Source organism: Flavobacterium sp. AK-345 (genome assembly GCF_058310175.1).
Window position 1 is genome coordinate 122,748 of record NZ_JBZEER010000005.1, and the last position, 25,271, is coordinate 148,018.

Annotated in this window: 21 protein-coding genes; 7 read left to right on the forward strand and 14 right to left on the reverse strand. The window is 34.6% G+C overall.

The window, feature by feature from the left end:
• Positions 1-230: 230 nt before the first annotated feature.
• From AC4FQ3_RS11165 to AC4FQ3_RS11185, 5 genes are all read right to left on the reverse strand, one after another.
• The gene (locus AC4FQ3_RS11165; protein ID WP_491181898.1) at positions 231-1,664 is read right to left on the reverse strand and encodes a TolC family protein; all 1,434 of its coding nucleotides are present in this window, start codon (positions 1,662-1,664) and stop codon (positions 231-233) included.
• Positions 1,657-4,824, reverse strand: coding sequence for an efflux RND transporter permease subunit (locus AC4FQ3_RS11170; protein WP_491181899.1), 3,168 nt, complete (start codon positions 4,822-4,824; stop codon positions 1,657-1,659). Before AC4FQ3_RS11170 ends, AC4FQ3_RS11165 begins: the two co-directional genes overlap by 8 nt.
• 113 nt (positions 4,825-4,937) lie before the next feature.
• The gene (locus AC4FQ3_RS11175; protein WP_491181900.1) at positions 4,938-6,020 is read right to left on the reverse strand and encodes an efflux RND transporter periplasmic adaptor subunit; all 1,083 of its coding nucleotides are present in this window, start codon (positions 6,018-6,020) and stop codon (positions 4,938-4,940) included.
• A gap of 184 nt (positions 6,021-6,204) precedes the next feature.
• The gene (locus tag AC4FQ3_RS11180; protein ID WP_242607190.1) at positions 6,205-6,552 is read right to left on the reverse strand and encodes a hypothetical protein; all 348 of its coding nucleotides are present in this window, start codon (positions 6,550-6,552) and stop codon (positions 6,205-6,207) included.
• 287 nt (positions 6,553-6,839) lie between these two features.
• Positions 6,840-7,244: a GNAT family N-acetyltransferase gene (locus AC4FQ3_RS11185; RefSeq protein ID WP_491181901.1), complete on the reverse strand. Its 405-nt coding sequence runs from the start codon at positions 7,242-7,244 to the stop codon at positions 6,840-6,842.
• A 175-nt stretch (positions 7,245-7,419) separates the two neighbouring features.
• Between AC4FQ3_RS11185 and AC4FQ3_RS11190 the strand changes: the two genes are divergently transcribed.
• Positions 7,420-7,983: a hypothetical protein gene (locus tag AC4FQ3_RS11190; RefSeq protein WP_491181902.1), complete on the forward strand. Its 564-nt coding sequence runs from the start codon at positions 7,420-7,422 to the stop codon at positions 7,981-7,983.
• Positions 7,984-8,054: 71 nt separating this feature from the next.
• Here the strand turns inward: AC4FQ3_RS11190 and AC4FQ3_RS11195 are convergent, their stop codons facing one another.
• The 6 genes from AC4FQ3_RS11195 to AC4FQ3_RS11220 all read right to left on the reverse strand — a co-directional run bounded on the left by AC4FQ3_RS11195 (position 8,055) and on the right by AC4FQ3_RS11220 (position 14,846).
• Entirely contained in the window at positions 8,055-8,447 is a 393-nt protein-coding gene (locus AC4FQ3_RS11195) for an ACT domain-containing protein (protein WP_491181903.1), read from the reverse strand.
• A gap of 20 nt (positions 8,448-8,467) precedes the next feature.
• Positions 8,468-9,745 (reverse strand): alpha/beta hydrolase-fold protein, encoded by a 1,278-nt coding sequence (locus tag AC4FQ3_RS11200; RefSeq protein ID WP_491181904.1) that lies wholly within the window; start codon positions 9,743-9,745, stop codon positions 8,468-8,470.
• Between the two features lie 160 nt (positions 9,746-9,905).
• Entirely contained in the window at positions 9,906-10,523 is a 618-nt protein-coding gene (locus tag AC4FQ3_RS11205; protein ID WP_491181905.1) for a hypothetical protein, read from the reverse strand.
• A 183-nt stretch (positions 10,524-10,706) separates the two neighbouring features.
• Positions 10,707-12,566, reverse strand: a complete 1,860-nt coding sequence (locus AC4FQ3_RS11210; protein WP_491181906.1) for a M1 family metallopeptidase — start codon at positions 12,564-12,566, stop codon at positions 10,707-10,709.
• A gap of 308 nt (positions 12,567-12,874) precedes the next feature.
• Positions 12,875-14,455: an NADP-dependent glyceraldehyde-3-phosphate dehydrogenase gene (locus tag AC4FQ3_RS11215; RefSeq protein WP_042564628.1), complete on the reverse strand. Its 1,581-nt coding sequence runs from the start codon at positions 14,453-14,455 to the stop codon at positions 12,875-12,877.
• 79 nt (positions 14,456-14,534) lie between these two features.
• Positions 14,535-14,846 (reverse strand): rhodanese-like domain-containing protein, encoded by a 312-nt coding sequence (locus AC4FQ3_RS11220; RefSeq protein ID WP_491181907.1) that lies wholly within the window; start codon positions 14,844-14,846, stop codon positions 14,535-14,537.
• 478 nt (positions 14,847-15,324) lie between these two features.
• Between AC4FQ3_RS11220 and AC4FQ3_RS11225 the strand changes: the two genes are divergently transcribed.
• Both AC4FQ3_RS11225 and AC4FQ3_RS11230 read left to right on the forward strand, forming a co-directional pair.
• Positions 15,325-15,954 (forward strand): Crp/Fnr family transcriptional regulator, encoded by a 630-nt coding sequence (locus AC4FQ3_RS11225; protein ID WP_491181908.1) that lies wholly within the window; start codon positions 15,325-15,327, stop codon positions 15,952-15,954.
• Between the two features lie 287 nt (positions 15,955-16,241).
• On the forward strand, positions 16,242-17,027 hold the full coding sequence (locus tag AC4FQ3_RS11230; protein WP_073395331.1) for a sulfite exporter TauE/SafE family protein: 786 nt from the start codon (positions 16,242-16,244) through the stop codon (positions 17,025-17,027).
• Between the two features lie 390 nt (positions 17,028-17,417).
• On the opposite strand, the gene cydB is transcribed toward AC4FQ3_RS11230, so the two are convergent.
• The 3 genes from cydB to AC4FQ3_RS11245 form a co-directional block, all read right to left on the reverse strand.
• On the reverse strand, positions 17,418-18,494 hold the full coding sequence (gene cydB / locus AC4FQ3_RS11235; RefSeq protein ID WP_073395332.1) for a cytochrome d ubiquinol oxidase subunit II: 1,077 nt from the start codon (positions 18,492-18,494) through the stop codon (positions 17,418-17,420).
• A 2-nt stretch (positions 18,495-18,496) separates the two neighbouring features.
• Positions 18,497-19,843, reverse strand: coding sequence for a cytochrome ubiquinol oxidase subunit I (locus AC4FQ3_RS11240; RefSeq protein ID WP_463460170.1), 1,347 nt, complete (start codon positions 19,841-19,843; stop codon positions 18,497-18,499).
• A gap of 187 nt (positions 19,844-20,030) precedes the next feature.
• Entirely contained in the window at positions 20,031-20,621 is a 591-nt protein-coding gene (locus AC4FQ3_RS11245; protein ID WP_491181909.1) for an HD domain-containing protein, read from the reverse strand.
• Between the two features lie 208 nt (positions 20,622-20,829).
• On the opposite strand from AC4FQ3_RS11245, the gene AC4FQ3_RS11250 reads away from it, so the two are divergent.
• From AC4FQ3_RS11250 to AC4FQ3_RS11265, 4 genes are all read left to right on the forward strand, one after another.
• A complete protein-coding gene (locus AC4FQ3_RS11250; protein WP_491181910.1) occupies positions 20,830-22,248 on the forward strand; it encodes an MBL fold metallo-hydrolase in 1,419 nt (472 codons plus the stop codon).
• Between the two features lie 149 nt (positions 22,249-22,397).
• Entirely contained in the window at positions 22,398-22,967 is a 570-nt protein-coding gene (locus tag AC4FQ3_RS11255) for a YeeE/YedE family protein (RefSeq protein WP_042564636.1), read from the forward strand.
• 28 nt (positions 22,968-22,995) lie between these two features.
• Entirely contained in the window at positions 22,996-23,475 is a 480-nt protein-coding gene (locus AC4FQ3_RS11260) for a DUF6691 family protein (RefSeq protein ID WP_491181911.1), read from the forward strand.
• Positions 23,476-23,657: 182 nt separating this feature from the next.
• Positions 23,658-25,268 carry a glycerol-3-phosphate dehydrogenase/oxidase gene (locus AC4FQ3_RS11265; protein ID WP_491181912.1) on the forward strand — a complete coding sequence of 537 codons (1,611 nt, stop codon included), beginning with the start codon at positions 23,658-23,660 and terminating at the stop codon, positions 25,266-25,268.
• Positions 25,269-25,271: the final 3 nt, after the last annotated feature.

The window sequence follows — 25,271 nt, forward strand, 5'->3', positions numbered from 1 at the left end:
AAAGGCGTTTAACTTATTTTAACAAACATAGCTATGTGTGAGAAACGAGTATCTTTTTGATTTACTTTTTTCAAAAAAAACAAAATCTATGTTTCTATGTGTTTAATTAAACTTTTGTTGCGTTATACCAAACGGATTAACATATAGATTTTTTTCAAAAACAATATAAATAAAAAGCCTTTCAGGATTTACTCCCGAAAGGCTTTTGTCTACAAATTAACAAGGCAATATTATTTCCAACCGCCGCCTAGTTCTTTATAAACATTGACTGCAGCCGTTAATTGGTCTTTTTTAGTTTCTATTAATTCCAGTTTAGCTTCCAAAGCATCTCTTTGCGTCATTAATACTTCAAAATAATCTACTCTGGCTGATTTAAACAAATCGTTAGAAACGTCAATCGAAGTGTTTAAGGCATCAACCTGTTGCGATTTTAGATCATAGCTTTTTCCTAAATTATCAATTTTAGAAAGCTGGTTCGAAACTTCGATGTAAGCGTTTAAAATTGTTTTATCGTAGTTATACAAAGCCTGAAGCTGTCTTGCATTGGCACTGTTAAACTCTGCCTTAATAGCATTTCTGTTAATTAATGGCGCCGCAATATCTCCCGCTAAAGAATACAATAACGATTCTGGAAGCGTAAACAAATACGACGGATTAAAAGCGTTAAAACCAACCGCTGCAGAAATATCCAAAGATGGATAAAACTCTGCTCGGGCAACTTTTACATCTAGTTTTGCAGCTGTAAGTTGCAATTCGGCTTGTTTAACGTCGGGACGATTGGCTAACAATTGAGATGGAATTCCAGATTGTACCGTTGAAGGCAACAAAGTCAGGAAGTTGCTTCTGTCTCTTTTAATTTCCTGTGGATATTGCCCCACTAAGAAATTAATTTTGTTCTCTGCTTCTTTTATTTTCTGACGAATGTCAAACTCTAAACTTTTTGAAGTCAAAACCTCAGCCTGAAACTTCTGAACTGCCAATTCTGTTGCTCTCGCTGCTTGCTTTTGAACTTTTACAATTTCTAAAGCGTTCGATTGCAATTCGATATTCTGTTTTACAATATCAAGCTGACTGTCTAAAGCCAATAATTCATAGTACGAATTTGCAATTTCACCGATCAGGCTTGTTACTACGAAGTTTTTTCCTTCTACAGTAGCCAAATATCGGGTTAACGCAGCTTTTTTAGAATTACGTAGTTTTTTCCAGATATCAACTTCCCAATTCGCGTAAGCGGCTATTTTGAAATCCCCTAGCGGATCAGGCGTTTCCTTACCTGGCATAATTTCTGTCGAAGCATCACCTGCACCCTGACTTGTATATCTACCCACTTTTTCTACACCCGCTCCGGCTCTAACACCAACAGTAGGCAATAAAAGTCCTTTTCTAACGCGAACGTCATTTTTGGCAATTTCAATTTCCTGTAAAGTCATCAGTAACTCCTGATTGTTTTTCAGGGCTAAGTCAATTAAATTTACCAGATTTTGATCTTTAAAGAAATCGTGCCATGGAATAGTTGCCATATTCGTTGTGTCTTTGCTATTTGCAAAAACCTCCGGAACTGGTTTACTTGGTGTTTCGGCTACCGTTTGTGGAGCTTTACAACTTGCTACAGCAAGACAAGCACCCAACGCAACACCATATTGATATGTTTTAAATTTATACATGATTGTTGTCAATTTCTTCTGTTAATGGATTCTCTTCTTCATGTTTAACTAATTTGTGTTTTTCTGCAATTTTCGCGAAGATGTAATACAATCCGGGAATCACAAATACACCACAAATAGTTCCGATAAGCATACCTCCCGCAGCTGCAGTACCAATAGTTCTGTTACCAATTTTACCCGGACCAGATGCAAATGCAAGTGGTAATAATCCGGCGATAAAAGCAAATGAAGTCATTAAAATAGGACGGAACCTTGCTTTTGCACCTTCCATTGCAGCTTCAAGAACTGTTTTTCCTGCCGCATGCCTTTGTATCGCAAACTCTACAATCAATACAGCATTTTTACCAAGTAAACCAATAAGCATTACCATGGCAACCTGTGCATAAATATTGTTTTCTAATCCTGCAACTTTTAATAAAAGGAAAGCTCCAAAAATACCCGCAGGTAAAGAAAGAATTACTGATAATGGCAAAATAAAACTTTCATATTGGGCCGCCAAAACCAGGTACACAAATCCTAAACAAATAAGGAATACCCATATTGCCTGATTACCCTGAGCTACCTCATCTGCAGAAATACCTGCCCAGTCAATATCATATCCTCTAGGTAATTTTTTGGCTGCAACATCCTGAATTACTTTAATGGCTGTACCAGAACTATAGCCCGGAGCTGCACCACCACTAATTTCTGTAGAAGTGTACATATTATGTCTCGTAATTTCCGAAAGTCCGTATACTTTTTCTAATCTCATAAAGGCCGAAAAAGGAACCATTTCATCACGATCATTTTTTACATAAAGTTTTAAAATATCATCTGGCTGCGCACGATATTCCGGAGCGGCCTGAACGATTACTTTATAGTTAATACCGTATTTAATAAAACTGATTTCATAGTTACTACCCACAAGAGTTGACAAGGTATTCATCGCGTTTTCAATAGAAACTCCTTTTTGCTGAGCCAAATCGTTATCGACTTTCATCATGTACTGAGGGAAACTCGCACTAAAGAAACTAAACACGTTAGATAATTCTGGACGTTTGTTCAATTCTTCTACGAAATCTTTATTAACTGCTTCCAGTTTTTTGAAATCACTAGAACCTGTTTTGTCCAATAAACGAAGCTCAAATCCTCCCGCAGCTCCATATCCCGGTACTGCCGGTGGTTGAAAAAATTCAATATTGGCACCTGCAATATCTTTTGATTTTTCTTCCAGCTCTGTCATAATTTCCTGTACAGATTGTTTACGATCGTTCCAGTCTTCTAAATTGATCAAACAAGTTCCTGCATTCGATCCTGTACCTTCAGTTAAAATTTCATAACCTGCCAATGAAGAAACTGATTTTACTCCTTCTACTCCTTCTGCTATTTTTTGCAGTTTCTCGGCAATATTATTGGTTCTTTCTAATGATGATCCCGGAGGTGTCTGGATAATAGCATAGAACATTCCCTGATCTTCATTTGGGATAAATCCTGAAGGAACTGTACTGCTGATTAACCATGTTCCGGCGCAAAATCCTAAAAGTGCAATAATTGTAACGGCTCTTCTGTTTACGATTTTACCTAATACATTTTGGTATTTGCCCTGAGCAAGATTAAACTTGTTGTTAAAACCATCAATAAATACATTTACAGGTGTTTTCTTTTTCGGTTTGCCGTGATTGTTTTTCAACATCATTGCACAAAGTGCCGGTGTTAAAGTCAAAGCCACAATACCCGAAAGTATAATCGCTGTTGCCATCGTGATAGAAAATTGTCTATAGAAAACCCCAACCGGACCAGACATAAATGCAACGGGAATAAATACCGCCGCCATAAGGAATGTAATGGCAATAATAGCTCCTGCAATTTCGTGCATTGCTTTTTTAGTCGCTTTAAATGGAGAAAGATGTTCTTCTTCCATCTTGGCGTGAACGGCTTCGATAACTACAATCGCATCATCGACGACGACTCCAATTGCCAATACTAAAGCAAACAACGTAATTAAGTTCAATGAAATATCAAAGAAAGTCATGAACACAAAAGTTCCTACTAATGAAACGGGTACCGCAATTGCAGGAATAACGGTAGAACGCCAGTCTCCTAAGAAAAGAAATACAACTAATCCCACCAAAATAAAAGCCTCAATCAAGGTATGAATTACTTTTTCGATAGAAGCATCAAGGAATTTAGAAACGTCATACGAAATTTCATAATTCATTCCTTTTGGAAATTTTTGCTTGATTTTTTCCAGTTTTGCTTTTACGTCTTCAATAACCTGATTCGCATTACTACCAAAAGACTGTTTTAATACAATCGCAGCAGAAGGCTTACCATTTAAGTTCGAATAAATGTCATACATCGAACTTCCAAACTCCACTTTTGCAATATCTTTCAAACGTAAAAGTTCGCCGTTACTGGTTGATCTTACTACTATATTCTCATATTGTTCTTTTGTTGTAAAACGTCCTGAATATTTTAAAACGTATTCAAACGCCTGAGAACGTTTACCGGAACTTTCTCCCGTTTTACCCGGAGAAGCTTCCAAACTCTGGCTTGATAATGCTTCCATTACCTCATCGGCAGAAATCTTATAAGCCAGCATTCTGTCAGGTTTCAACCAAATACGCATTGCATATTCACGTGTTCCCAAAATATCTCCAGATCCAACACCGTTTACCCTTTTTAATTCTGAAAGTACATTGATATCGGCATAGTTGTACAAGAACTTCATATCGGTATTTTTATCCGTACTATAAAGATTCACATACATCAACATACTCGGAACTTCACGCGTAATTTTCACACCCTCTCTTACTACTAAAGGAGGAAGTTTATTGGTAACCGAAGCTACACGGTTTTGAACGTTAATGGCTGCCTGATTAGGATCTGTACCTAAATTAAATACAACCTGAATACTTGCTTCACCATCATTTCCGGCATCAGAAGTCATATATTTCATTCCCGGTACTCCATTTAGAGCTCTTTCTAAAGGAATTACAACCGATTTGATCATCAACTCTCCATTTGATCCAGGGTAATCTGCCGTAACATTTACCATTGGTGGAGAAATTGAAGGGAACTGGGTAATTGGTAAATTCATCACCGACAACACCCCTAAAAAGACTATCACAAGCGATATAACTATCGAAAGTACAGGTCTTTGAATAAATTTATTAAACATTTTTATATTTTTTAATGATTAAACCAAATTGGAATTTGAAAGTTTCAGGTTCAAGTTCCAGATTCAGTGCGCAACTTAAAACCTGGAACCTGAAACAATTACAACAAAACTTATTACTCCGCTTTTAATCGTAAATTATTCATTACCGTTTTAGGAGAAAGGAATTCGAATTTAATCTTATCATTGTCTTTTACCTTTTGAACTCCTTCAAGCAAGATTTTATCGTTTTCTCCAAGTCCGCTGCTTACAACATATAAATCCGGAATTTCACCTGTAATTGTGATTTCTTTAGAAGTTACCACGTTGTTTTTATCAACTACAAAAACGTATTTTTTATCCTGAATTTCATAAGTTGCTTTTTGTGGAATTACGATAGCGTTTTTCAACGGAACAAGCATTTGAACTTTTCCTGTTTCACCATTTCTTAACAGTTTTCCTGTATTTGGGAATCTGGCTCTAAAAGCAATATTTCCTGTTTCATTATCGAATTCACTTTCAATCACTTCAACATTTCCTTTGTATTTAAAAGGTTCACCATTTGCCAAAAGCAAACCAACATTGTTTCCTGCACGGTCTTTTACATCAGTTTGATATTGAAGATATTCCGGCTCAGATACATTGAAATAAGCAAACATCTGACTGTTATCTGAAAGGCTTGTCAATAATTCTCCTTCGTCGATAAGACTTCCTAATTTTAAAGGAATTCTATCGATTGTTCCGTCAAACGGCGCTCTGATTTCGGTAAATGATAAATGTAATTTTGCTAATGCAACTTCTGCTTTTGCTGATTGTAATTTTGCCTGAGCTACACTTAATTCGTTTTTAGAAACGATATTTTTATCTGCCAATAGCTTAGCATTTTGCAATTCAATTTCTGTTGATTTTTGCTCTGCCTGTGCTTTAAGCAATTCTGCCTGATACATGTTTGGCATAATTTTAAATAACAACTGGCCTTTTTTTACAAACTGGCCTTCATCAACATAAATGTTTTGTAAGAACCCTTTTTCCTGGGCGCGGATTTCGATGTTTCGAACAGATTTTATCTGCGAAACATACTCTTTAGTAAATGAAGTGTCAATTTTTACAGGGTTGGTAACTGTAAATTTTTCCTCTTCTTCTTTTTCTTCTTTTTTTGATGTACAACTGGTAAGGCACAACACGGCAAGCATGCCCGTTAACACGATAATTCTTTTCATTGGTATGTAATTGGAAATTAAGCGATTGAATAGGGATGCAAAAATCCCTTTAGATGTAGAAAGCATCAGTCGCCAATACGTGAATTGAATGTCGTAAGTGTGGTAAATTTTAAGAAATAAACTCTAAAAATATAATCCATATTTATGCATGATCACGCTTTTGGTAACCGATGTATAAATAGAATCAAATTCTTAAAACTCTCTGAGTAATGTAGATAGGATTTGACTGGCCACAAGATGAGCCGAAAATATCAAAATGATTGGAAGATTTTGCAGCGCTTTGACGAGATAATGTCAAATACCAGCTATCAAGTAAGCTGTAGTTTGTTGCAAAAAATTTATTGGAAAGACCACCTTTAAAATCGTCACCAAAATATTCTTCATCCAAATCTATATCAGCATCTTCAATTATTGAACTGCCTTGTTCGTTATTGGTGAATTTTACGCGGTGTCTTTTCTCAAGATTGTGGTGAGAATTTAGATGTGTTTCAGCATTAAGGTATTGCCCTCCGCCTAGCAGAAGGAAATTCATAAATGTTAAAAATACTACTAACTTTCTCATTTGAGTGCGAAAGTAATAAAAGATCGGAAGAAAAAAAATAAAATAAGAAAGTCTTAACAAGTTATAATTTGCGAAAACGTTTTCTTTTTATTTCACTATTAATTCAACAATAAATCGAGCGATTTTGTGCGGAAATAATAGAGCAAATTAACATAAAAGTAACTTCACTAAAATATTGACAAATAAGCAAGTTCCAAAAAACGAGAATCGTAAATATTTGATTCTCTATATTTTATTTCATAATTATGATACGCTTTCTAAAACAAAATTTCCATTATAGTAAATTCCTGTCCGTTTTTTTCAAAAGTTTTATAAGTATCTGTCATTCCAAATTTCCCGTAAAAATTCTTTTTATTTGTTCTGGCATTACACCAAACTTTTTTTGCTCCTCTTTCTTTTGCCAATTTCAAGATATAATGCAATAATCCTGACGCAATACCCTGTCCCTGAAATTGTTCTAAAGTTGCTAATTTCCTAAACTGCATTTCATCTCCAGAAAAAAAACAGGAAACTATTGAAACTAATTGGTCATCTGTAAAAACACCAAAATGTTCTCCTAAATCATCTTCCTTTAATTGAACAAATTCAAAAGGCTGATCGGACCACATAACCTCATGTCTGATTTGCCAGGTTTGGGAAGCCTGGATTGCTTCAATTTTCATTTCAATTCTTTTGTTTTCAAAATTAAGCCAATTTACTTTTATTCTTCCTCAAAGAAAAAACAAAAACATATCTATTTAAATACCAGATAAATAATTAAAAAATAAATAAGATAAATCTCGCTATTCTAATGAATAATAATTATTTTTATAGGAACTAAAAACAACAAATCCAGTTATGAAAAAATTCCTTGCAGCAGTATTATTATGTATAAGTGTAAATGGTTTTGCACAATTAATACAATTCGGACCTCAATTTTCATCCAATATTACTTCGGCCGTAACAGATGATTTTAGTTCTAAAAGTTCAGGTACAGATATAGGTTTTGCCGGATTTGCGAGAGTTAATTTATTGCTTTTTTACGGTCAGGCCGAATTTGGTTATGCAAAAAATAAATTTAGTGTTTCTCAAACCGGAATTGGCGAAACGGAATATGAATTATCAGGAACTGATGCTTCGTTAATTGCTGGTTATAAAATACTTCCGTTTGGAAAACTGGGAAATCTTCGTGTTTTTGTTGGTTATAACTGGAAACATTACTCTGATATAAAAGCCAATAATGATCTTAGCTTAATTGCTTTCGAGCAGGACAACAGCAGTATTCTTGGCGGTGTAGGCGTCGATGTATGGAGATTTACTTTAGATGCTCGTTACCTTGCAGGTCTATCAGATCTTGATGCTTCCGATAGAGAACTAAAAACAGGAATTGTGAATGTTTCGCTTGGGTTTAAATTTTTATAAAAATAAATACCACCGATTTCACAGATTTAAAGAATTATAATGGGTGAAATCGGTGGCAAAAATATTTAGCTTTAATTCGAAAATGCGTTCAGGATTTCCATTGCTTTTTCTATATCTTTTTTATTTACAAAAATATGATCGTGATAAAATGCTGCAACAACATTACAGCTAATTCCGTTTTCTGAAAGTGCTTTCGAAAATGCTGCCGTTAATCCAACAGCTTCCAATGAAGAATGAACGGTTAACGTTATCCACGCCATTATAACTGAATATTCCAGCTTTAGAATCTCTGCTATTTCTTTTTTCAGAATTAAGGTAATCGCTTCTTTTTCTCTAAAGAACATTTCAACTTCATTTAGATTTACGTTTTCTAAATTGGCGACTTTACAAAAAACATAATCTCCGGAAATATGTTCCGGTTTCATGCTTTTTAGCAATTGCTTTAAATCTTTTTCTCCTGACATGGCTGTTTTTTACTAAATAATTATTTTAAGAGTTTCTCTAATTTCGGTCTTGTTTCCGGAAAATCTTTATCTAAAGTCAATGCTTTTTGATAATTGGTAATAGCATTTTTTTTATCTCCGTTTGCTTCATAAAAATCTCCAAGAGAATCAAATACGTTCGGACTTTCTGGATAATTTGTTACATTTAGTTTAAATAAATAACCTGCCAAATCATTATCCTTTTTTGAAAGAGCCTGATAACCATATACATTTACGACCTGCTCCGGAATATTTACTTTATAACCAAGATGTTTCGATACATTTTCATAATGTTTTTCAATTTTAGCAAAAACCGCTTTATTGAAATTCATTTGCTCTCCAATTGAAAGCTTTAATTGATTAAAAGAAAAAAGGAAACGAAGTGCATCATAAGTTGCAATTAAGGGAATCGAACCATGATTATCGTCTTTATAATATTTGTATTGATATTGTAAATTGCTTTTTTTATTCTGACTTAAAAAATCGTTTAAATCTAATGCAGATCGAATATGTTTTGTAATTACTGAAGTATCTTTTCGAACTTTTAGAAGATCCATATTGTCTTCCATTGTATTGGCAACTCCCAAAAACAGAGAAACATTTGCCAAATTTTTAGTTGCTAATGTTTTTGTGGTTTCTTTTAAAAACTTTTGCTTGTCCCACCACATACTCGGATCGATGGCAACATAAGAATTGAATAAATCGGTATGATTGGTAAGAACATTCATAACGGTTAATCCGCCAAAAGAATGCCCAATTAGTGTTTTATAAGGTGCTGTTGGATATTTTGAATCGATATAAGGGATCAATTCTTTCTCTAAAAATTCTGTAAATTTTTCTCCTCCGCCAGATTGTTCACTTAAACCCTTATTTACAAAAGGCAAATCGATATCAGAATGTGTTGGGGTTAAATCTCTGGTTCTGTTTGTATTTGGAATACCTACAACAATCATTTCCGGACAAATTGTATTTCCGTTTATTTCGCTTAATTCTTCTATCATTCCAACAACAGAGCTAAAATGAGCATCTCCGTCTAATAAATAAACGACCGGATATTTTTGGATAGAAAATCCTTTATATTGAACACTTCTGGGAAGATGAATCCAAATTTTTCTTTGTTCATTTAAAACTTTCGAAGAAATACTATCAATTGTTCCTATAGTAATCTGGTTTTTATTTTGAGCGTTTGAATAATTTCCAAACAATAAAATACAACATAAAAGAATCATATTGAAATTTAAAAAACCTGAAAAATTACCTCGAAAATTAATTTGTTTCATCTTTGTTTTTGCGTTAATAGTTAGACAATAAATATAAAACAAAAACGATAAAAATTGATTGCGAATCATTAATTCTGAGAAAAATAAAAGCCGCAAAGAGTTTTATTTCTTTGCGGCTTTTATAAGTATTTTAATTAGAAAAACTCTTTTTTAGCAGTAATTACATTTTCAAATAATAACGTTCTAAATTTTCATTTTCAATTTTTTCAACACCGTTTTCCGTTTGTTTGGCAATGTTTATTACGTGTAATACATGTGATTTATCATCGACAGTGCAATTCCAAATTGTACCATCAGACAAAATAACGGCCGAAAATAATGAATCTGATTTGTCTTTGTTGTAATAAACTAAGTTCTCTGTTTTTATTATTTTTTTTACTAAGGTTTTTTTGTCCTGCTCGTAGAACAAAATCTTATTTTCTGATATTTCAACAAATTCATCAACTAACTTGTTTTGAGAATCTTTTGTTGTTTTTACTGCCCAAAGTGGTTTATCGCCAATCAGTTTCCAGATACCCAAAGCTTTTTGCATCATATCTTTTCTCAGGAGACATTTTAAAGTATCTACTTTTTTAATTGATTCCTGACCCAATTCATTTTCAGGTTTAATTTTTGATGCCACAGAAAATAGATCCAATGCGTTTACAAAATCTGATTTTTTGTAACAGGCAACAGCTAATTCGTATTTATTTTTTTGAAATTTAGCCTTTGCATCGATCTGAGCAAAGCTTTTAATAGCAAATAATAAAATAATAATAGTAAAGTATTTTTTTCTCATTTAAAAATGGCTTTATTTTTTTGCAAACATAATTGTTAAATTCGTAACTATTTTACGCTTTTACGTATTTTTTTATAAAGCACAAACCAAAAACACGCAAATAATTATATATCAACTAATTAAAACGCAAAATCCTCTTTCTTATTTTAAGAAAGAGGATTTTTTATTACTAAAACAGATAATTTATCTTACTAAAAAGGTATTGTTGTTTGGTGTGGCATCCATAAAAATACCACCATCAAGTGTTATCTGCTTAATTTGTTTTTTATTTTTTAATGTAACTGAAGCTGTTTTTTGATTGTTTTGCCAAATTGCCGGAGTTTGGTGCAAAGTTTCTTTTGAATCGTCTGTGTAAATGACATTTACATCAAATGGAATAGCAAAACCTCCCACGTTTTCTATAGCTACAATATTTTTTTCGACTTTTTTAACGGAAAGGTCTATGTAATTATTGGTAAAAAACCAGTTATTAAAAAACCAATTCAAATTTCTTCCTGAAGCGGTGTTCATCGAATTAAAATAATCCCACGGAATTGGATGTTTTCCGTTCCAGTTATCCATGTATGCGTGAAGCGATTTTTTGAACAAATCATCTCCAAGCAAATCTTTTAATGCAATATAGGAAAGAGAAGCTTTTCCGTATGAATTGTTTCCGTAACCCGGGCCTGAAAGTTGAGATGACATTGAAATTATGGGCTGATCTTCTTCTGTTGAAACATCATTTATGTAACCTTCTACTCTAAATTCTTTATAAAATTTATCAGCAGCTTCTTTCCCATGTTCTGCAATTCCTATTAAATATTCAAAAGTTGTTGCCCAGCCTTCATCCATAAAAGCATAACGTGTTTCATTGATTCCCATATAAAAAGGAAAATAAGTATGTGCTACTTCATGATCCTGAACTAATTGTGCAAAAACCGGATCATTCATCTGCGAATCATTACACATCATTGGATATTCCATATCTGCAAAACCCTGAAAAGCGGTCATTTTAGAAAACGGATACGGAATTCCCGGCCAGTTATTTGAAAACCAGTCCAGAGCATATTGATTGTTTTTAATCGAATTTACAAAATCAGTTCCTTTAACATCATACGCCGCCTGAACGCTCGCACGACGATTTGTTTTTTTGTCTACAACAACGCTGCTCGCATCCCATAAATAATGATCGCTTAAACCAAAACAAACATCTGAGATATGTTTTGCTTCAAATTTCCAAACATTCCATTCGTTTTGTTTGGTTACTGCGCCACTTTTCATTTCCTGTTCGTTTGCAATATGCAAAATTTCATCTGTTACATATGATTTTTTCAAACGCGCTGCAAATTCAGACTGTAAAACCTCATCCGGATTTAATAAATCTCCGGTTCCGTAAACTACATAGTTTTTAGGTGCTTTTACAGAATAGGTATAATCATTAAAATCATTGTAAAACTCCTGACGATCCGTGTGTGGCAATCTGTCCCATCTGTTGTAATCGTCAAAAACAGTCACACGAGGATAACTGTAAGCGGCAAAAAAAGTAGTATTATCTATTTGTCCTTCTCTTCCACTCTCTTTAGACAATGGATAATGCCAATCGATATTTATTGTAATTTTAGAATGTGGAGGCAATGGTTTTTTCATTTTTACATTTCCAACCGTTCCCCAGCTTCTAGCATCTTCTTTATAAACTTCTCCTTCAATTTTTAAAGATGTAATAGTCAATCCGTCGCTTAAAAAATCATTACTAACATCACCGCTTCTTGGCGAAGAAGGTTTATGAAGGTTGTTTACAAAACGAATTGGTAAGTTTTTTAAAGTATCGCTGCTATTGTTTGTATAGACAATAGTTTCAGTTCCGCTAATAACTTTTGTATCAGCATTTACAGTTAATGCGATATCGTATTTTCCGTGGTTTTGCCAGTAATTTTTTCCAGGTTTTCCGTCCATCGAGCGAGTCCCTTTTGCGTAAGCTTCTTTGATATTACGCGGCATATAAAGTTCCTGCGCAAAATTATTTTGTGCCAAAAACAAAAAGACAATTAGTATAAATTTTTCCATACGTGGTTTTGGGAATTTTGTTTATTTAATAGTTGCTGTTACTATTAGTTGCGTTTTTCTGCTGAATGTTACAATTACTTAAAGATATTTTTAAGTTTAGGGTTAATTTGCCACGAAGGCACAAGAACGCAAAGATTCTTTTTTAAAGACACAAATTAAAAAAACTTTGTGTCTTCGCGACTTTGCGAGATTAAAATTTAGCTCAAAACAAAAAAACTTTGCGCCCTTGTGCCTTCGTGGCAAACAAAAAAACCGCCTAATTCAAAAGAAAAAGACGGCATCTACAATTTAATATATAACCTTGATCACTACAAAATATAATCGGTATTAATGAAGTTTGATTCCTTGCTGTTTAGCAATTCCTGCAAAATTTCATTATTGTAAGCGATATCTTTTGAAGCTACAAACGTACGAATTGAGAATGAACGCAATGCATCCGGGATACTTAAGGTTCCTACAGCAGAATCTTTACGTCCTGTAAAAGGGAAAGCATCCGGACCTCTTTGGCAAGAACTGTTCAGGTTTACTCTGCACACTAAATTCACTAAAGAATCAATAAGTGGAGCCAAAGTTTTAATATCTTTTCCGAACAAACTTACTTGTTGTCCGTAATTTGACTCGGCCATATCATCCAGAGGTTCATCAATATGTTTAAATGAGATAATTGGCACTACGGGTCCAAATTGTTCTTCGTGATAAACTCTCATTTCTTTATTTACCGGAAATAAAACTGCCGGAAAAATATAGTTTTCAGTATGTTTTCCTCCTTTTTCATTTAGAATTTTTGCTCCTTTAGAAGTTGCATCATCAATTAATCCCTGAATATAGGCTGGCTTATCTGTTTCAGGAAGCGGTGTTAATGAAGCATTTTTATCCCAAGGATTTCCAAATACTAATGCGTCAACTTTTTCAGAAAAACGTCTGTTAAATTCTTCTGCAATAGATTCGTGAACGTATAATACTTTTAATGCTGTACAACGCTGACCGTTGAAAGACAAAGATCCTGCAATACATTCCTGAATTGCCAAATCTAAATCGGCATCCGGTAAAACGATCGCCGGGTTTTTGGCTTCTAAACCTAAAATCAAACGTAATCTGTTTTTATTAGGGTGCTGATCCTGCAAAGCAATCGCTGATTTACTGTTCCCGATTAATGCCAAAACATCAATTTTTCCCGATTTCATGATTGGAGAAGCAATTTCACGGCCTCTGCCATAAACAATGTTGATTACACCTTTTGGAAAACTACTTCTAAAAGCATGCAATAATGGCGAAATACATAAAACACCATGTTTTGCCGGTTTAAAGATTACCGTATTTCCCATAATCAAAGCGGGAATCAATAACGAAAAAGTTTCGTTAAGCGGATAATTGTAAGGTCCAAGGCACAAAACAACACCCAGAGGTCCGCGGCGAATCATGGCATTTACCCCTTGTACTTTTTCAAAATGAGAACTACGTCCGTTCAGTTCTTTATAACTATCAATCGTATCCTGAATATATTCTACGGTTCTGTCAAATTCTTTTTGCGAATCGCCAAGGTTTTTTCCAATTTCCCACATCAAAAGTTTCACCACTTCTTCGCGGGTATCCTTCATTTGTCTTACGAAATTCTCCATGCATTTAATTCGGTCAGCCACTTTCATCGTTGGCCATAAGCCCTGACCTTTATGGTATGCACCATTGGCAGCCTCAACAACTTCTGCCGCTTCTTTTTCTCCCATAAACGGGATTGATCCTAATAATGTTGGCGAGTATTTTTCTGTAGAAGAAATCGTTGAAAAAACAGGAGTTGTTTGTCCTGTCCATTGTTTCAATTCTCCATTTACAAGATAAGTGTCTTGATTTATTAGTGTTTTAATCTGATATTCTTCGGGTATAAAACTCATAATCTGGTAATTTTTATAGTTTGGTTATTAATAGCAATTTCAAAAGAAAAAAGAGGCCTTTTATGCCTCTTCTTCACTTTTATGGGTTTATAGTTTCACCTTCCCAGTCCAGGATTCCACCAAGCAGGTTATAGGCATTTTGTATACCTAACTCATTCATAACCTGGCATGCTTTGGCACTTCTTGCTCCAGAACGGCAATACACATAATAATTTTTATTTTTGTCAAGTTCTTCGATTTCATAAATAAATGCCTGACCTTTATTGATATCAATATTTAAGGCATTTTCGATATAACCGTCATTAAATTCGTCTTCAGTTCTTACGTCCAGTATAACTGCATTCTCGTCAGCAGCAAGCTGATTAACCCAATCTTCTTGTGATAAATTCATAATATGTGTTTTTTGTAAAATTACGACGTTTCTATTAATTAAAAACGTACCAAATGCGATTTCGATTATTATTCTCAGAAAACGTTTTAGAGAAAGTATAATAATCAGTGAAATACAAATTTACTTACTATTTTTAAAAATATACTCTATAAAATCGATGGAAAATAGGTTTTTTGCATTTACGTAAAATACATCTTAAAAATAGTTTTCTGACAATTAATAACGTTTCAATCTGCTATCTTTGTATAATATTATGTTCTTTAATCTTAATTTGATAAAAAAAGTTTACCACGACCCGAGCGATAGCGAACAGGCGAAGCAATTGCTCTAATTTTCACGAATAAATTAGTGATGAAGTTTTTTTGCCACAGATTAAAAAATTAAAATGATTAAAATTGTTCGCCACGAATTTCACTAATTTTCACTAATTAATTCGTGCTGATTCGTGAAATTCGTGGCAAAAAAGCAAACCAGATACATGCAAAATTCATTACAAAACATATTTCCTAATTTCTCCAGCGAACTTATTTCTACTATTGAAGAAAATGGAAGCGCACAGGATTTTGAAGCAGGAACCATTTTAATGCGTACCGGACAATACATTAAAAACACAGTTTTGATTACCAAAGGAAAAATCAAAATTTATCGTGAAGGCGAAGATGGCGGCGAATTTTTAATGTATTATCTTCAACCGGGACAAGCGTGTGCAATTTCTATGATTTGTACAGCCAAAAGTGAGAAAAGCCAGATTATGGCAAAAGTTGTCGAAGATGTTTCGGTTATGATGATTCCGCTGCAAATGATGGATAAATGGATGATGGAACACAGAACATGGTATGAATTTGTAATTGAAACTTATCGAAGCCGTTTTGAAGAAGTTTTAGAAGTTGTTGATAATATTGCCTTTAGGTCTATGGACGAGCGTTTAGAATTTTATCTAAAAAGACATTCTGATGCCTGTGGCTGTTCTGAAGTAAAATTATCGCATCAGGAAATCGCAACCGAATTAAATACGTCACGCGAAGTCGTATCCAGATTACTCAAAAAAATGGAACAACGCGGTTTGGTCAAACTTAACCGCAACCAGATTGAGCTTTTAAAAAAATAATAGCCCACGGATTTTACTGATTAAACTGGTTTTCACTGATTTTCTTTTTGCCAGTTCGAGCGTCCCGAAACTTCGGGAGATATGCATTGCGGGTTCTCTCCCGAAGTTTCGGGACGCTCGACGTGACAAATTAGAACTTTTAAAATTAAAAAAAAATAATCTGCGAGAATCCGTTTAATCTGCCAAATCCGCGGGCAAAAAAAATCCGCAAGCAAAAAAACTCTTATGTGATAAATGTTACTGTACATTTCTAATTAACGAAGCACCTTTGCATAAAAACAAATGCAATGGAATATTTAGGATATTTTGCTTCAATCATTATCGGGATTTCGCTTGGCTTAATTGGCGGCGGCGGATCTATATTAACGATTCCGATTTTGGTGTATTTGTTTAAAGTAAATCCCGAGCAAGCCACTTCTTATTCTTTATTTATTGTTGGATTAACCGCAATGTTTGGGAGTTACAGCCATTACAAAATGGGAAACCTCAAACTAAAATCGGCTTTGTATTTTGCGATTCCTTCTGTGATTTCGATTCTGATTATTCGCGAAGTTATTTTTCCGCAGATTGCTTCTACTTTATTTTCGATTGCTTCTTATTCTGTTTCTAAAGATTTTCTGATTATGATCATCTTTTCGGTATTGATGATTACGGCTGCGATTTCGATGATTCGAAAAAACCAACCCGAAATAAAAGGTGCCGAAACGAATTACTTTCAACTTAGTTTTATAGGTTTTATTGTCGGCATCATAACCGGATTTCTAGGTGCAGGCGGCGGATTTTTGATTATTCCTGCCCTTCTCTTCTTCGCGAAATTACCCATGAAACAAGCCGTTGGAACTTCATTATTAATTATCTCAATCAATTCTTCGATAGGCTTCGCAGGAGATTTATACATCGGAACCCCCATAAATTATCCTTTTTTATTAGGCATTTCGGCAATGGCACTCATGGGAATGATAATTGGAAGCCAGCTTTCTAAAAAAATAGACGGAACAAAACTGAAACCTATTTTTGGCTGGTTTGTTCTCGTTATGGGATTTTATATTATCACAAAAGAGGTTTTATTTTAGTTCACTTGTAGAGTAATCTTTGTCAAAGTTTTAAATTTTGGCAAAGATGAAACTAAAAAAATCCGTTTATTTCAGGAAATAAGCGGATTTGTATTTTTTGGGCGTTTTCGCCGCGGCGAACGGGCTATCCGCTATATTCCCGATTAACAAAAACTACGACTAAAAAGCCTTGTTTTTCTAAATCGGGAGATACCGCTCCTATCCCTAACGCAACTAGAGTAAACAAGAAGTTTATTTCATTAATTAAATTTAAGGAAGCAATCTCACTACAACAATCAACTTTTAAACGGCATAAAAGACAATAGCATTTGAATCTTTGTCAAAGTTTAAAACTTTGACAAAGATTTTACAGCGAAAATTAATTCGTGAATTCGTGGCTAACAAAAAAACCTAATGCTCCCCATACCCAATATCATCCATCTTCCCACTAAAAACGCGATATTGAATAATAAAATAAATAATCACCAAAAACAAAGCGATAAAAAACCAGCTCAGTCCGGCGTTTAAACCGTATTCTCCGGCCGCGGTATTATAAATCGTAAGAGATGGATTTACTTTATTTGTTGAAGGCAAAACATTTGGAAAAATCGAAACAGCTGTTGAAGCAAATCCACCAACTAAAAATAAAGACGAGAATATAAATCCGTGGCCGTCTTTTTTGAACGAACGCACTTTGAATAATCCTAAAATACCAACAAAAGCCATTACAGGAAAAAACCAGAGAATTGGTGTTTCAATAAAATTATGAAACGGTTCAGGCTCAATAAAATGCCAGATTTGCAGGGATATACAAACCAAAACCAATAAACCAATATTCAGTTTGAAAACCATATTTTTAAGTTGCGGATTCAAGTCTGAATTGGTTTTAAAAACAATCCAATTGGCACCGTGAATCATTAAAGCAACAACGCTCACAATTCCCAGAAAAAGTGTAAACCAATCTATAATTCCCAATTCATTTGCCTGCGGACTAAACGTTGGATTCCATAAAGGCAAAAAGAAAAAATGTGGTTCTTGTGTTGAAACACCGTTTTGCACCATTCCGAGATTGACACCACGAACAATATTTCCTAAAGCAATTCCGAAGAACAGTGCTAAAAGCAAACTCGCGATTCCGAAAGCTTTATCCCAAATTGCTTCCCACATTGGGTGATGCACTTGTCCTCGCATTTCTAATCCTATGGCACGAAAAATCAAAAGCCATAAAATCATGATCAAAGGCAAATAAAATCCGCTGAAAGAAGAAGCATATAAAGTTGGGAAAGCAAAAAATAAAACTCCCCCGGCAGCGATCAACCAAACTTCATTGGCATCCCAAAACGGACCAATGGAATTGGTGATTGCTTTTTTATCTTTTTCTGTTTTGGCAAAAAATAAATGTATAATTCCTGCTCCAAAATCATAACCGTCCAGTACAATATAAACGGCCAGAATTCCCATTAAAACTACGTACCAAAAAAATTCCATACTTATATTTTTTCTGTTGAAAGTTCCACATGATGCGGACCTTTATTGATAATTTTTCCAATTAAAAGCAAAAACAGCATACCGAGTAAAAGATACAAACCGATAAAGCCTAATAAGGTAAATAAAGTATTTCCTGATGAAACGGTTGGCGATGCACCTTCGGCTGTTCGCAATAAATTATAAACAAGCCAAGGCTGCCTTCCTAATTCTGCTGTGTACCAACCTGTTGTATTGGCGATATACGGAAAAGGCATCATAAACATGAGCGACCATAAAATCCATTTGGTTTGGTATAATTTTCCTCTAATTAACTGAAAAAGTGACAAAACCATTAATCCAATAAAAATAGTTCCGAGCCCCACCATAATATGATACGCATAATACAATCCCGAAATATTTGTTGGATGTAAATCTTCTTCAAACTGGTCTAAACCTTTGATTTCCTGATCCCAATTTCCGTAAGTCAAGAAACTCAGAATATTTGGAACTGCGATTTTATTGTCCAATTTTTTATCTTTTACATCGGGCTGACCGATTAAAACAATTTCTGAACCTTTTTTCTCGGTATGAAAAATTCCTTCCATCGCGGCAAAAGTTACGGGTTGGTATTTTACAACGTTTTTAGCCAGTAAATCTCCCGTTGGAACAGCAACAATAATACTCGAAATCAATCCGAAAATTACTCCGGTTTTCAAAAACAATCTCCCAAAAGAAACGTTCTTCTGACTCAAAATATAAAAAGCACCAATTCCGGCTACGACAAATGAACTCGTTACCAAAGAAGCCGCCTGATTGTGTAAATATGAAGGCCACAACCACGGATTGAGAAACAAGGCTTTGAAATTCGTAAGGACAAATTTCCCGTTTTCAAGGATTTCATAACCAACCGGATTCTGCATCCACGAATGTGTGGCAATAATCAGATAACCGCTCGCCCAGGAACCAATCATAATTAATACTCCGGTGACAAAATGCCATTTATGTCCGAGAAGTTTTTCTCCAAATAAAAATATTCCAAGAAATGAGGATTCTAAAAAGAAGGAAAACATGCCTTCCATCGCCAAAGTCTGACCAATAATTCCGCCTGTTAATTCAGAGAATTTTGCCCAATTGGTTCCAAACTGAAACTCCATCGGAATTCCGGTTACAACGCCCATTGCAAAATTCAGGGCGAAAATTTTCATCCAGAAATGCGTGGCGTGATTGTATTGTTCGTTTTTGGTTTTGAGGTATTTCCATTTAAAATAAACAATGATCAGCGAAAGACCCATTGTAAGTTGCGGAAAAAGATAGTGAAAGGTAATTGTGAAGGCAAATTGCATTCGGTCATAAAAAAGCATTTCTTCCATGAGTGGTATTTGTTTATGAAGTCCCACAAATTTACCCATTAAAACCCGAAATTCCTGCCTTAAAAAAAACTTTATAACCTGATATTTGTTAAACTTTTCAACAAAACATAGCCCGCGGTTTCAACCGCGGGAACTCATGCATAATCACCATACGTTTCCCACGGTTGAAACCGCGGGCTATGTTGAATCATTTTTTCAAAATTCCTTTTGCTACGCTTTCATTAATTAAACCTTCGGCGTAATTCCATACAATTTCGGAACCTTCTTTTATAACGCTTTTTTTTTCGTAAACCTTATTATATTTCACATCAAACTCTTTCCAGGTTCCTCCGTTGTTTGAGGTGTTTTGCAATAAAGGTTCTAATCTGTCCATTGCTTTTGCAAATTTGGCCTCATTGGTTTCACCAGCTTCAAATTCTTCCCAAATTGCAATTAATTCCTCGGCTTGGTTTTTTGGCAATAAACCAAAAATGCGATTTGCCGCCAATCGTTCCTCATCTGTATTACAATGATTTTTTTCAGAATCGTATATAAAAACATCACCGGAATCAATTTCGACAATATCATGAATCAAAACCATTTTTACTACTTTCAAAACATCAATTGGTTCATTTGAATGTTCAGCCAGAACAATCGTCATTAATGCCAAATGCCAACTGTGTTCTGCATCATTTTCATTTCGGTCGCTATTAAACAGTTTCGTTTTTCGCTGAATATATTTTACTTTATCAATTTCTTTTATAAAAGCAATTTGATTCAATAAATCTTCTGTGTTCATAATGATTTTGTTAGGCTGTAAAATTACGTAGATTTTTTTTCTACTATATAAATGATGTAAGTTCAATTATGTAGAATTCTTACTTAAGTTACTTCTATGATAAAATCCTCAAATTTTTACGTAAAAATCAAATTTGTGTAACATTAGTCACTCATTTTAAATAAAAACTAAGTTACCTTTGTATTCCCTTATTTTTACAACACATATCATGAAAATAGAACAAATTTACACCGGATGTTTAGCACAAGGTGCATATTATATTACCTCAAACGGAGAAGCAGCTATTATCGACCCACTTAGAGAAATCCAGCCTTATTTGGATCGTTTAGAGCGCGATCAGGTAAAATTGAAATATATTTTTGAAACGCATTTTCACGCTGATTTCGTTTCAGGTCATATCGATTTGAGCAAAGAAACTCAGGCACCAATTGTTTACGGGCCAAATGCGGCTTGCGAATTTGACTGCATTTCTGCAAAAGACGGGCAGGAATTTAAAGTTGGAAATATTACCATAAAAGCCTTGCACACTCCAGGCCATACGATGGAAAGCACCACATATTTATTGATTGATGAAAACGGAAAAGATCACGCTATTTTCTCTGGAGACACTTTATTTATTGGTGATGTTGGCCGTCCGGATTTGGCACAAAAAGCTGCTGGAATGACTCAGGATGAATTAGCCGGGATTTTATTTCATTCTTTAAGAAAAAAAATCATTACTTTGGCCGATGATGTAATTGTTTATCCTGCGCATGGTGCGGGAAGCGCTTGTGGAAAAAATATGAGTAAAGAAACGGTTTCGACAATTGGAAATCAAAAAGCGACAAATTATGCTTTGCGTGCCAATATGACCGAAGCAGAATTTATTGAAGAAGTTACGGACGGATTATTGCCTCCGCCAGCCTATTTCAGCATGAATGTGGCGATGAATAAAGGCGGTTACGAAAGCTTCGAATCGGTTTTGCATAACGGGATGAAAGCCATTAAAGCAACAGAATTTGAAGCTGTTGCCGAAGAAACCGGAGCATTGATTTTAGATACCCGAAAAAGTGCTGATTTCTACAAAGGATTTATTCCGCAATCAATTAATATAGGAATCAATGGTGATTTTGCACCGTGGGTTGGAACTTTAGTTGCTGATGTAAAACAACCTATTGTATTAGTTACCGAAAATGGTCTTGAAGAAGAAACAGTAACACGTTTAAGTCGTGTAGGTTTTGATACAATTATTGGACATCTTGAAGGTGGCTTTGAGGCTTGGCAAAAAGCAGGTTTTGAAGTGGATACGGTGAACCGAATTTCGGCTGAACAATTTGCTGATAAATTCAATATTAAAGAAGATAAAATTATTGATGTTCGTAAAGAAACTGAATACGAAGCGGAACATATAGAAGATGCTTACAGTAAACCACTTGCTTACATAAATGACTGGGTAAAAGACATTAACCCAAATGAGCATTTTTATTTGCATTGCGCAGGAGGATATCGCAGTATGATTGCGGCTTCGATTTTGCAAGCTCGCGGTTTCAGAAATTTTACCGAAATTGACGGAGGTTTTGGAGCCATTGCAAAAACAAATATTCCTAAATCAGATTTTGTTTGCCAAAGTAAAGTTTTGAAAGCATAAACGTTAACATTTTTTTTACCATTAAGATATTAAGTTTATTAAGCTAGTAATACTTAATTTTTCTTTATCAAGTTTCATTAAGCTGCCAAATCTTAATTCCCTTAATATCTTAATGGTAAAAAATAAAAATCTAATTTTTAAAATAAACTATGAACCTACTAGAAATTTTAAGAGAACCATGGCCTTGGTATGTTGCTGGCCCGTTGATTGGGTTGACTGTTCCAATTTTGTTGATTATTGGCAATAAGTCGTTTGGGATTAGTTCTTCATTACGCCATATTTGTGCAGCTTGCATTCCGGCGAATATTTCCTTTTTTAAATACGACTGGAAAAAAGAAAGCTGGAATTTATTTTTCGTTTTCGGAATTTTCCTTGGTGGAATCATAGCAGCTTATTTTCTATCAAATCCAAATCAGGTTGAAATTACACCACAGCTCTCCCAACAATTAGCATCTTATGGAATCACAGATCATTCTGGTTTATTGCCAAAAGAACTTTTTTCCTGGGAAAGTTTATTTACACTTCGTGGCTTTATTATGATTGTCGTTGGTGGATTTTTAGTTGGTTTTGGAACGCGTTATGCCGGCGGCTGTACGAGCGGCCATGCGATTATGGGAATTTCAAACTTGCAATGGCCTTCATTAGTGGCAACAATCTGCTTTATGATTGGTGGTTTTATCATGGCAAATTTGATTCTGCCTTATATTCTTGCACTTTAGGATATTCTTTCACTTTAAAATTTCAAAAATGAATAATTTAGAAAATAAAAATACAGATACAGAAGGAATCAACGGAAGTCAATTGAAAGATTCCGGATTCTCAAACCTAAAATATCTTTTGGTTGGAATCTTTTTTGGAATTGTATTCGTAAAAGCAGAAATCATTAGTTGGTTTCGTATTCAGGAAATGTTTCAATTACAATCTTTCTTTATGTATGGCGTAATTGGAAGTGCCGTTGTGGTTGGAATAATCTCTGTTCAAATCATAAAAAGATTTAATATTAAAACCATCCAGGGAGAAAAAATAGAAATTCAGCCTAAAACTTTCAGTAAGGGACAAATTTATGGCGGATTAATGTTTGGTTTTGGATGGGCAATAACCGGAGCCTGTCCTGGTCCTTTATTTGCTCAAATTGGTACTGGAGTTACGGTAATTGTGGTTACTTTATTAAGTGCGATTGCAGGAACATGGTTTTATGGTTTGATAAAAGATAAACTTCCTCATTAATTTTTTTTCCGAATTAAAATATCAAACCCGACAGGTTTTAAATCTGTCGGGTTTGCCTTTTAATAACTTTTCCAGAGTTGCTCTTTTAAATCTATTAACAGACAAATTTTAAAAATAGGTTTGGTTTCATTTTCTTTAGTTATGTTTGTTAAAAATAATACCCGCCAAAACAATCCATAAATATGAAACGTTCAGAACAGTTATCAATATTAAAAAACACTGAAAAGTGGGACGTTATTATAATAGGTGGCGGAGCTAGCGGTTTAGGGACAGCTCTTGATGCCGCAAGCAGAGGATACAAAACTATTTTGCTCGAAGCTGTAGATTTTGCAAAAGGAACTTCCAGCAGAAGTACCAAACTTGTTCATGGCGGTGTGCGCTATCTGGAACAGGGAGATATTCATTTGGTAAGAGAGGCACTAAAAGAAAGAGGTTTATTGGCAAAAAATGCAAGTCATTTAGTCAAAAACCAATCTTTTGTAATTCCAAATTATAATTGGTGGGGCGGCTGGTTTTATACTTTCGGATTGAAAATCTATGATTTATTATCAGGGCGTTTAAGTTTTGGCAGTTCAAAATATATTTCAAAGAAAAAAACAATCGAAATGCTACCCGCCGTTGAAAGGAAAGGCTTGATAAGCGGTGTTATTTATCATGACGGGCAATTTGATGATTCGCGTTTAGCCATTAATCTCGCACAAACTGCTATTGAAAAAGGAGCGTGTCTTTTAAATTATTCCAAAGTCATAAACTTATTAAAAGACGATAAAAACCAAATTATTGGTGTTTTGGCAATTGATCATGAAACAGGTGACAGATACGAAATAAAAGGAGCTGCCATCATTAATGCAACAGGCGTTTTTACAAATGCTATAATGAAACTAAATGACAAGGTTTATAAAAAATATATTGTTCCCAGTCAGGGGATTCATCTTGTATTTGACAAATCTTTTCTACCGGGTGAACACGCTTTAATGATTCCCAAAACAAGTGACGGAAGAGTTTTATTTGCTGTACCCTGGCATAATTATATTGTTGTGGGAACAACCGATACATTAATAAAAAAACACAGTTTAGAACCTATCGCTCTGGAAAGTGAAATTGAGTTTGTGTTGCAGACTGCTCAGCTTTTTTTATCCAAAAAACCAACCAGAGCCGATGTTTTATCTGTTTTTGCCGGTTTACGCCCTTTGGCAGCTCCCGAGGAAGAAGGAAAAAGTACCAAAGAAGTTTCCAGAAGTCATAAAATTATTGTTTCAGAAACAGGCTTGATTACAATTACCGGAGGAAAATGGACCACTTACAGAAAAATTTCTGAGGACATTATAAACAAAGCAATCAAGACAGGCAAACTTCCTAAAAAGGATTGTAATACGGAGTTTCTTCCTATTCATGGAAATAAGGACACTTCTGCTTTAGATAGAGAAAATCATTTATATATCTACGGTTCGGATATCCCAAAAATAATTGAATTACAAGAAAACGAACCCGAATTAAAAGAGAAATTACATCCCGATCACGAATTTACAATGGCAGAAGTTGTTTGGGCTATTCGACATGAAATGGCCAGAACTGTTGATGATATTTTAGCAAGACGTGTTCGCTTACTATTCTTAGATGCCAGAGCCGCAATTGAATCATCTGAAAAAGTAGCGAGAATACTTGCCAAAGAAATAGGACATAATGAAGTCTGGATCAACAAAGAAATTTTAAACTTTAAAGAAATTTCTAAAGGTTTTTTACTGCCTGAATTTCAACAAGCCTTTCTTAATAAGTGCAAAAAACCTGCTTAGTAC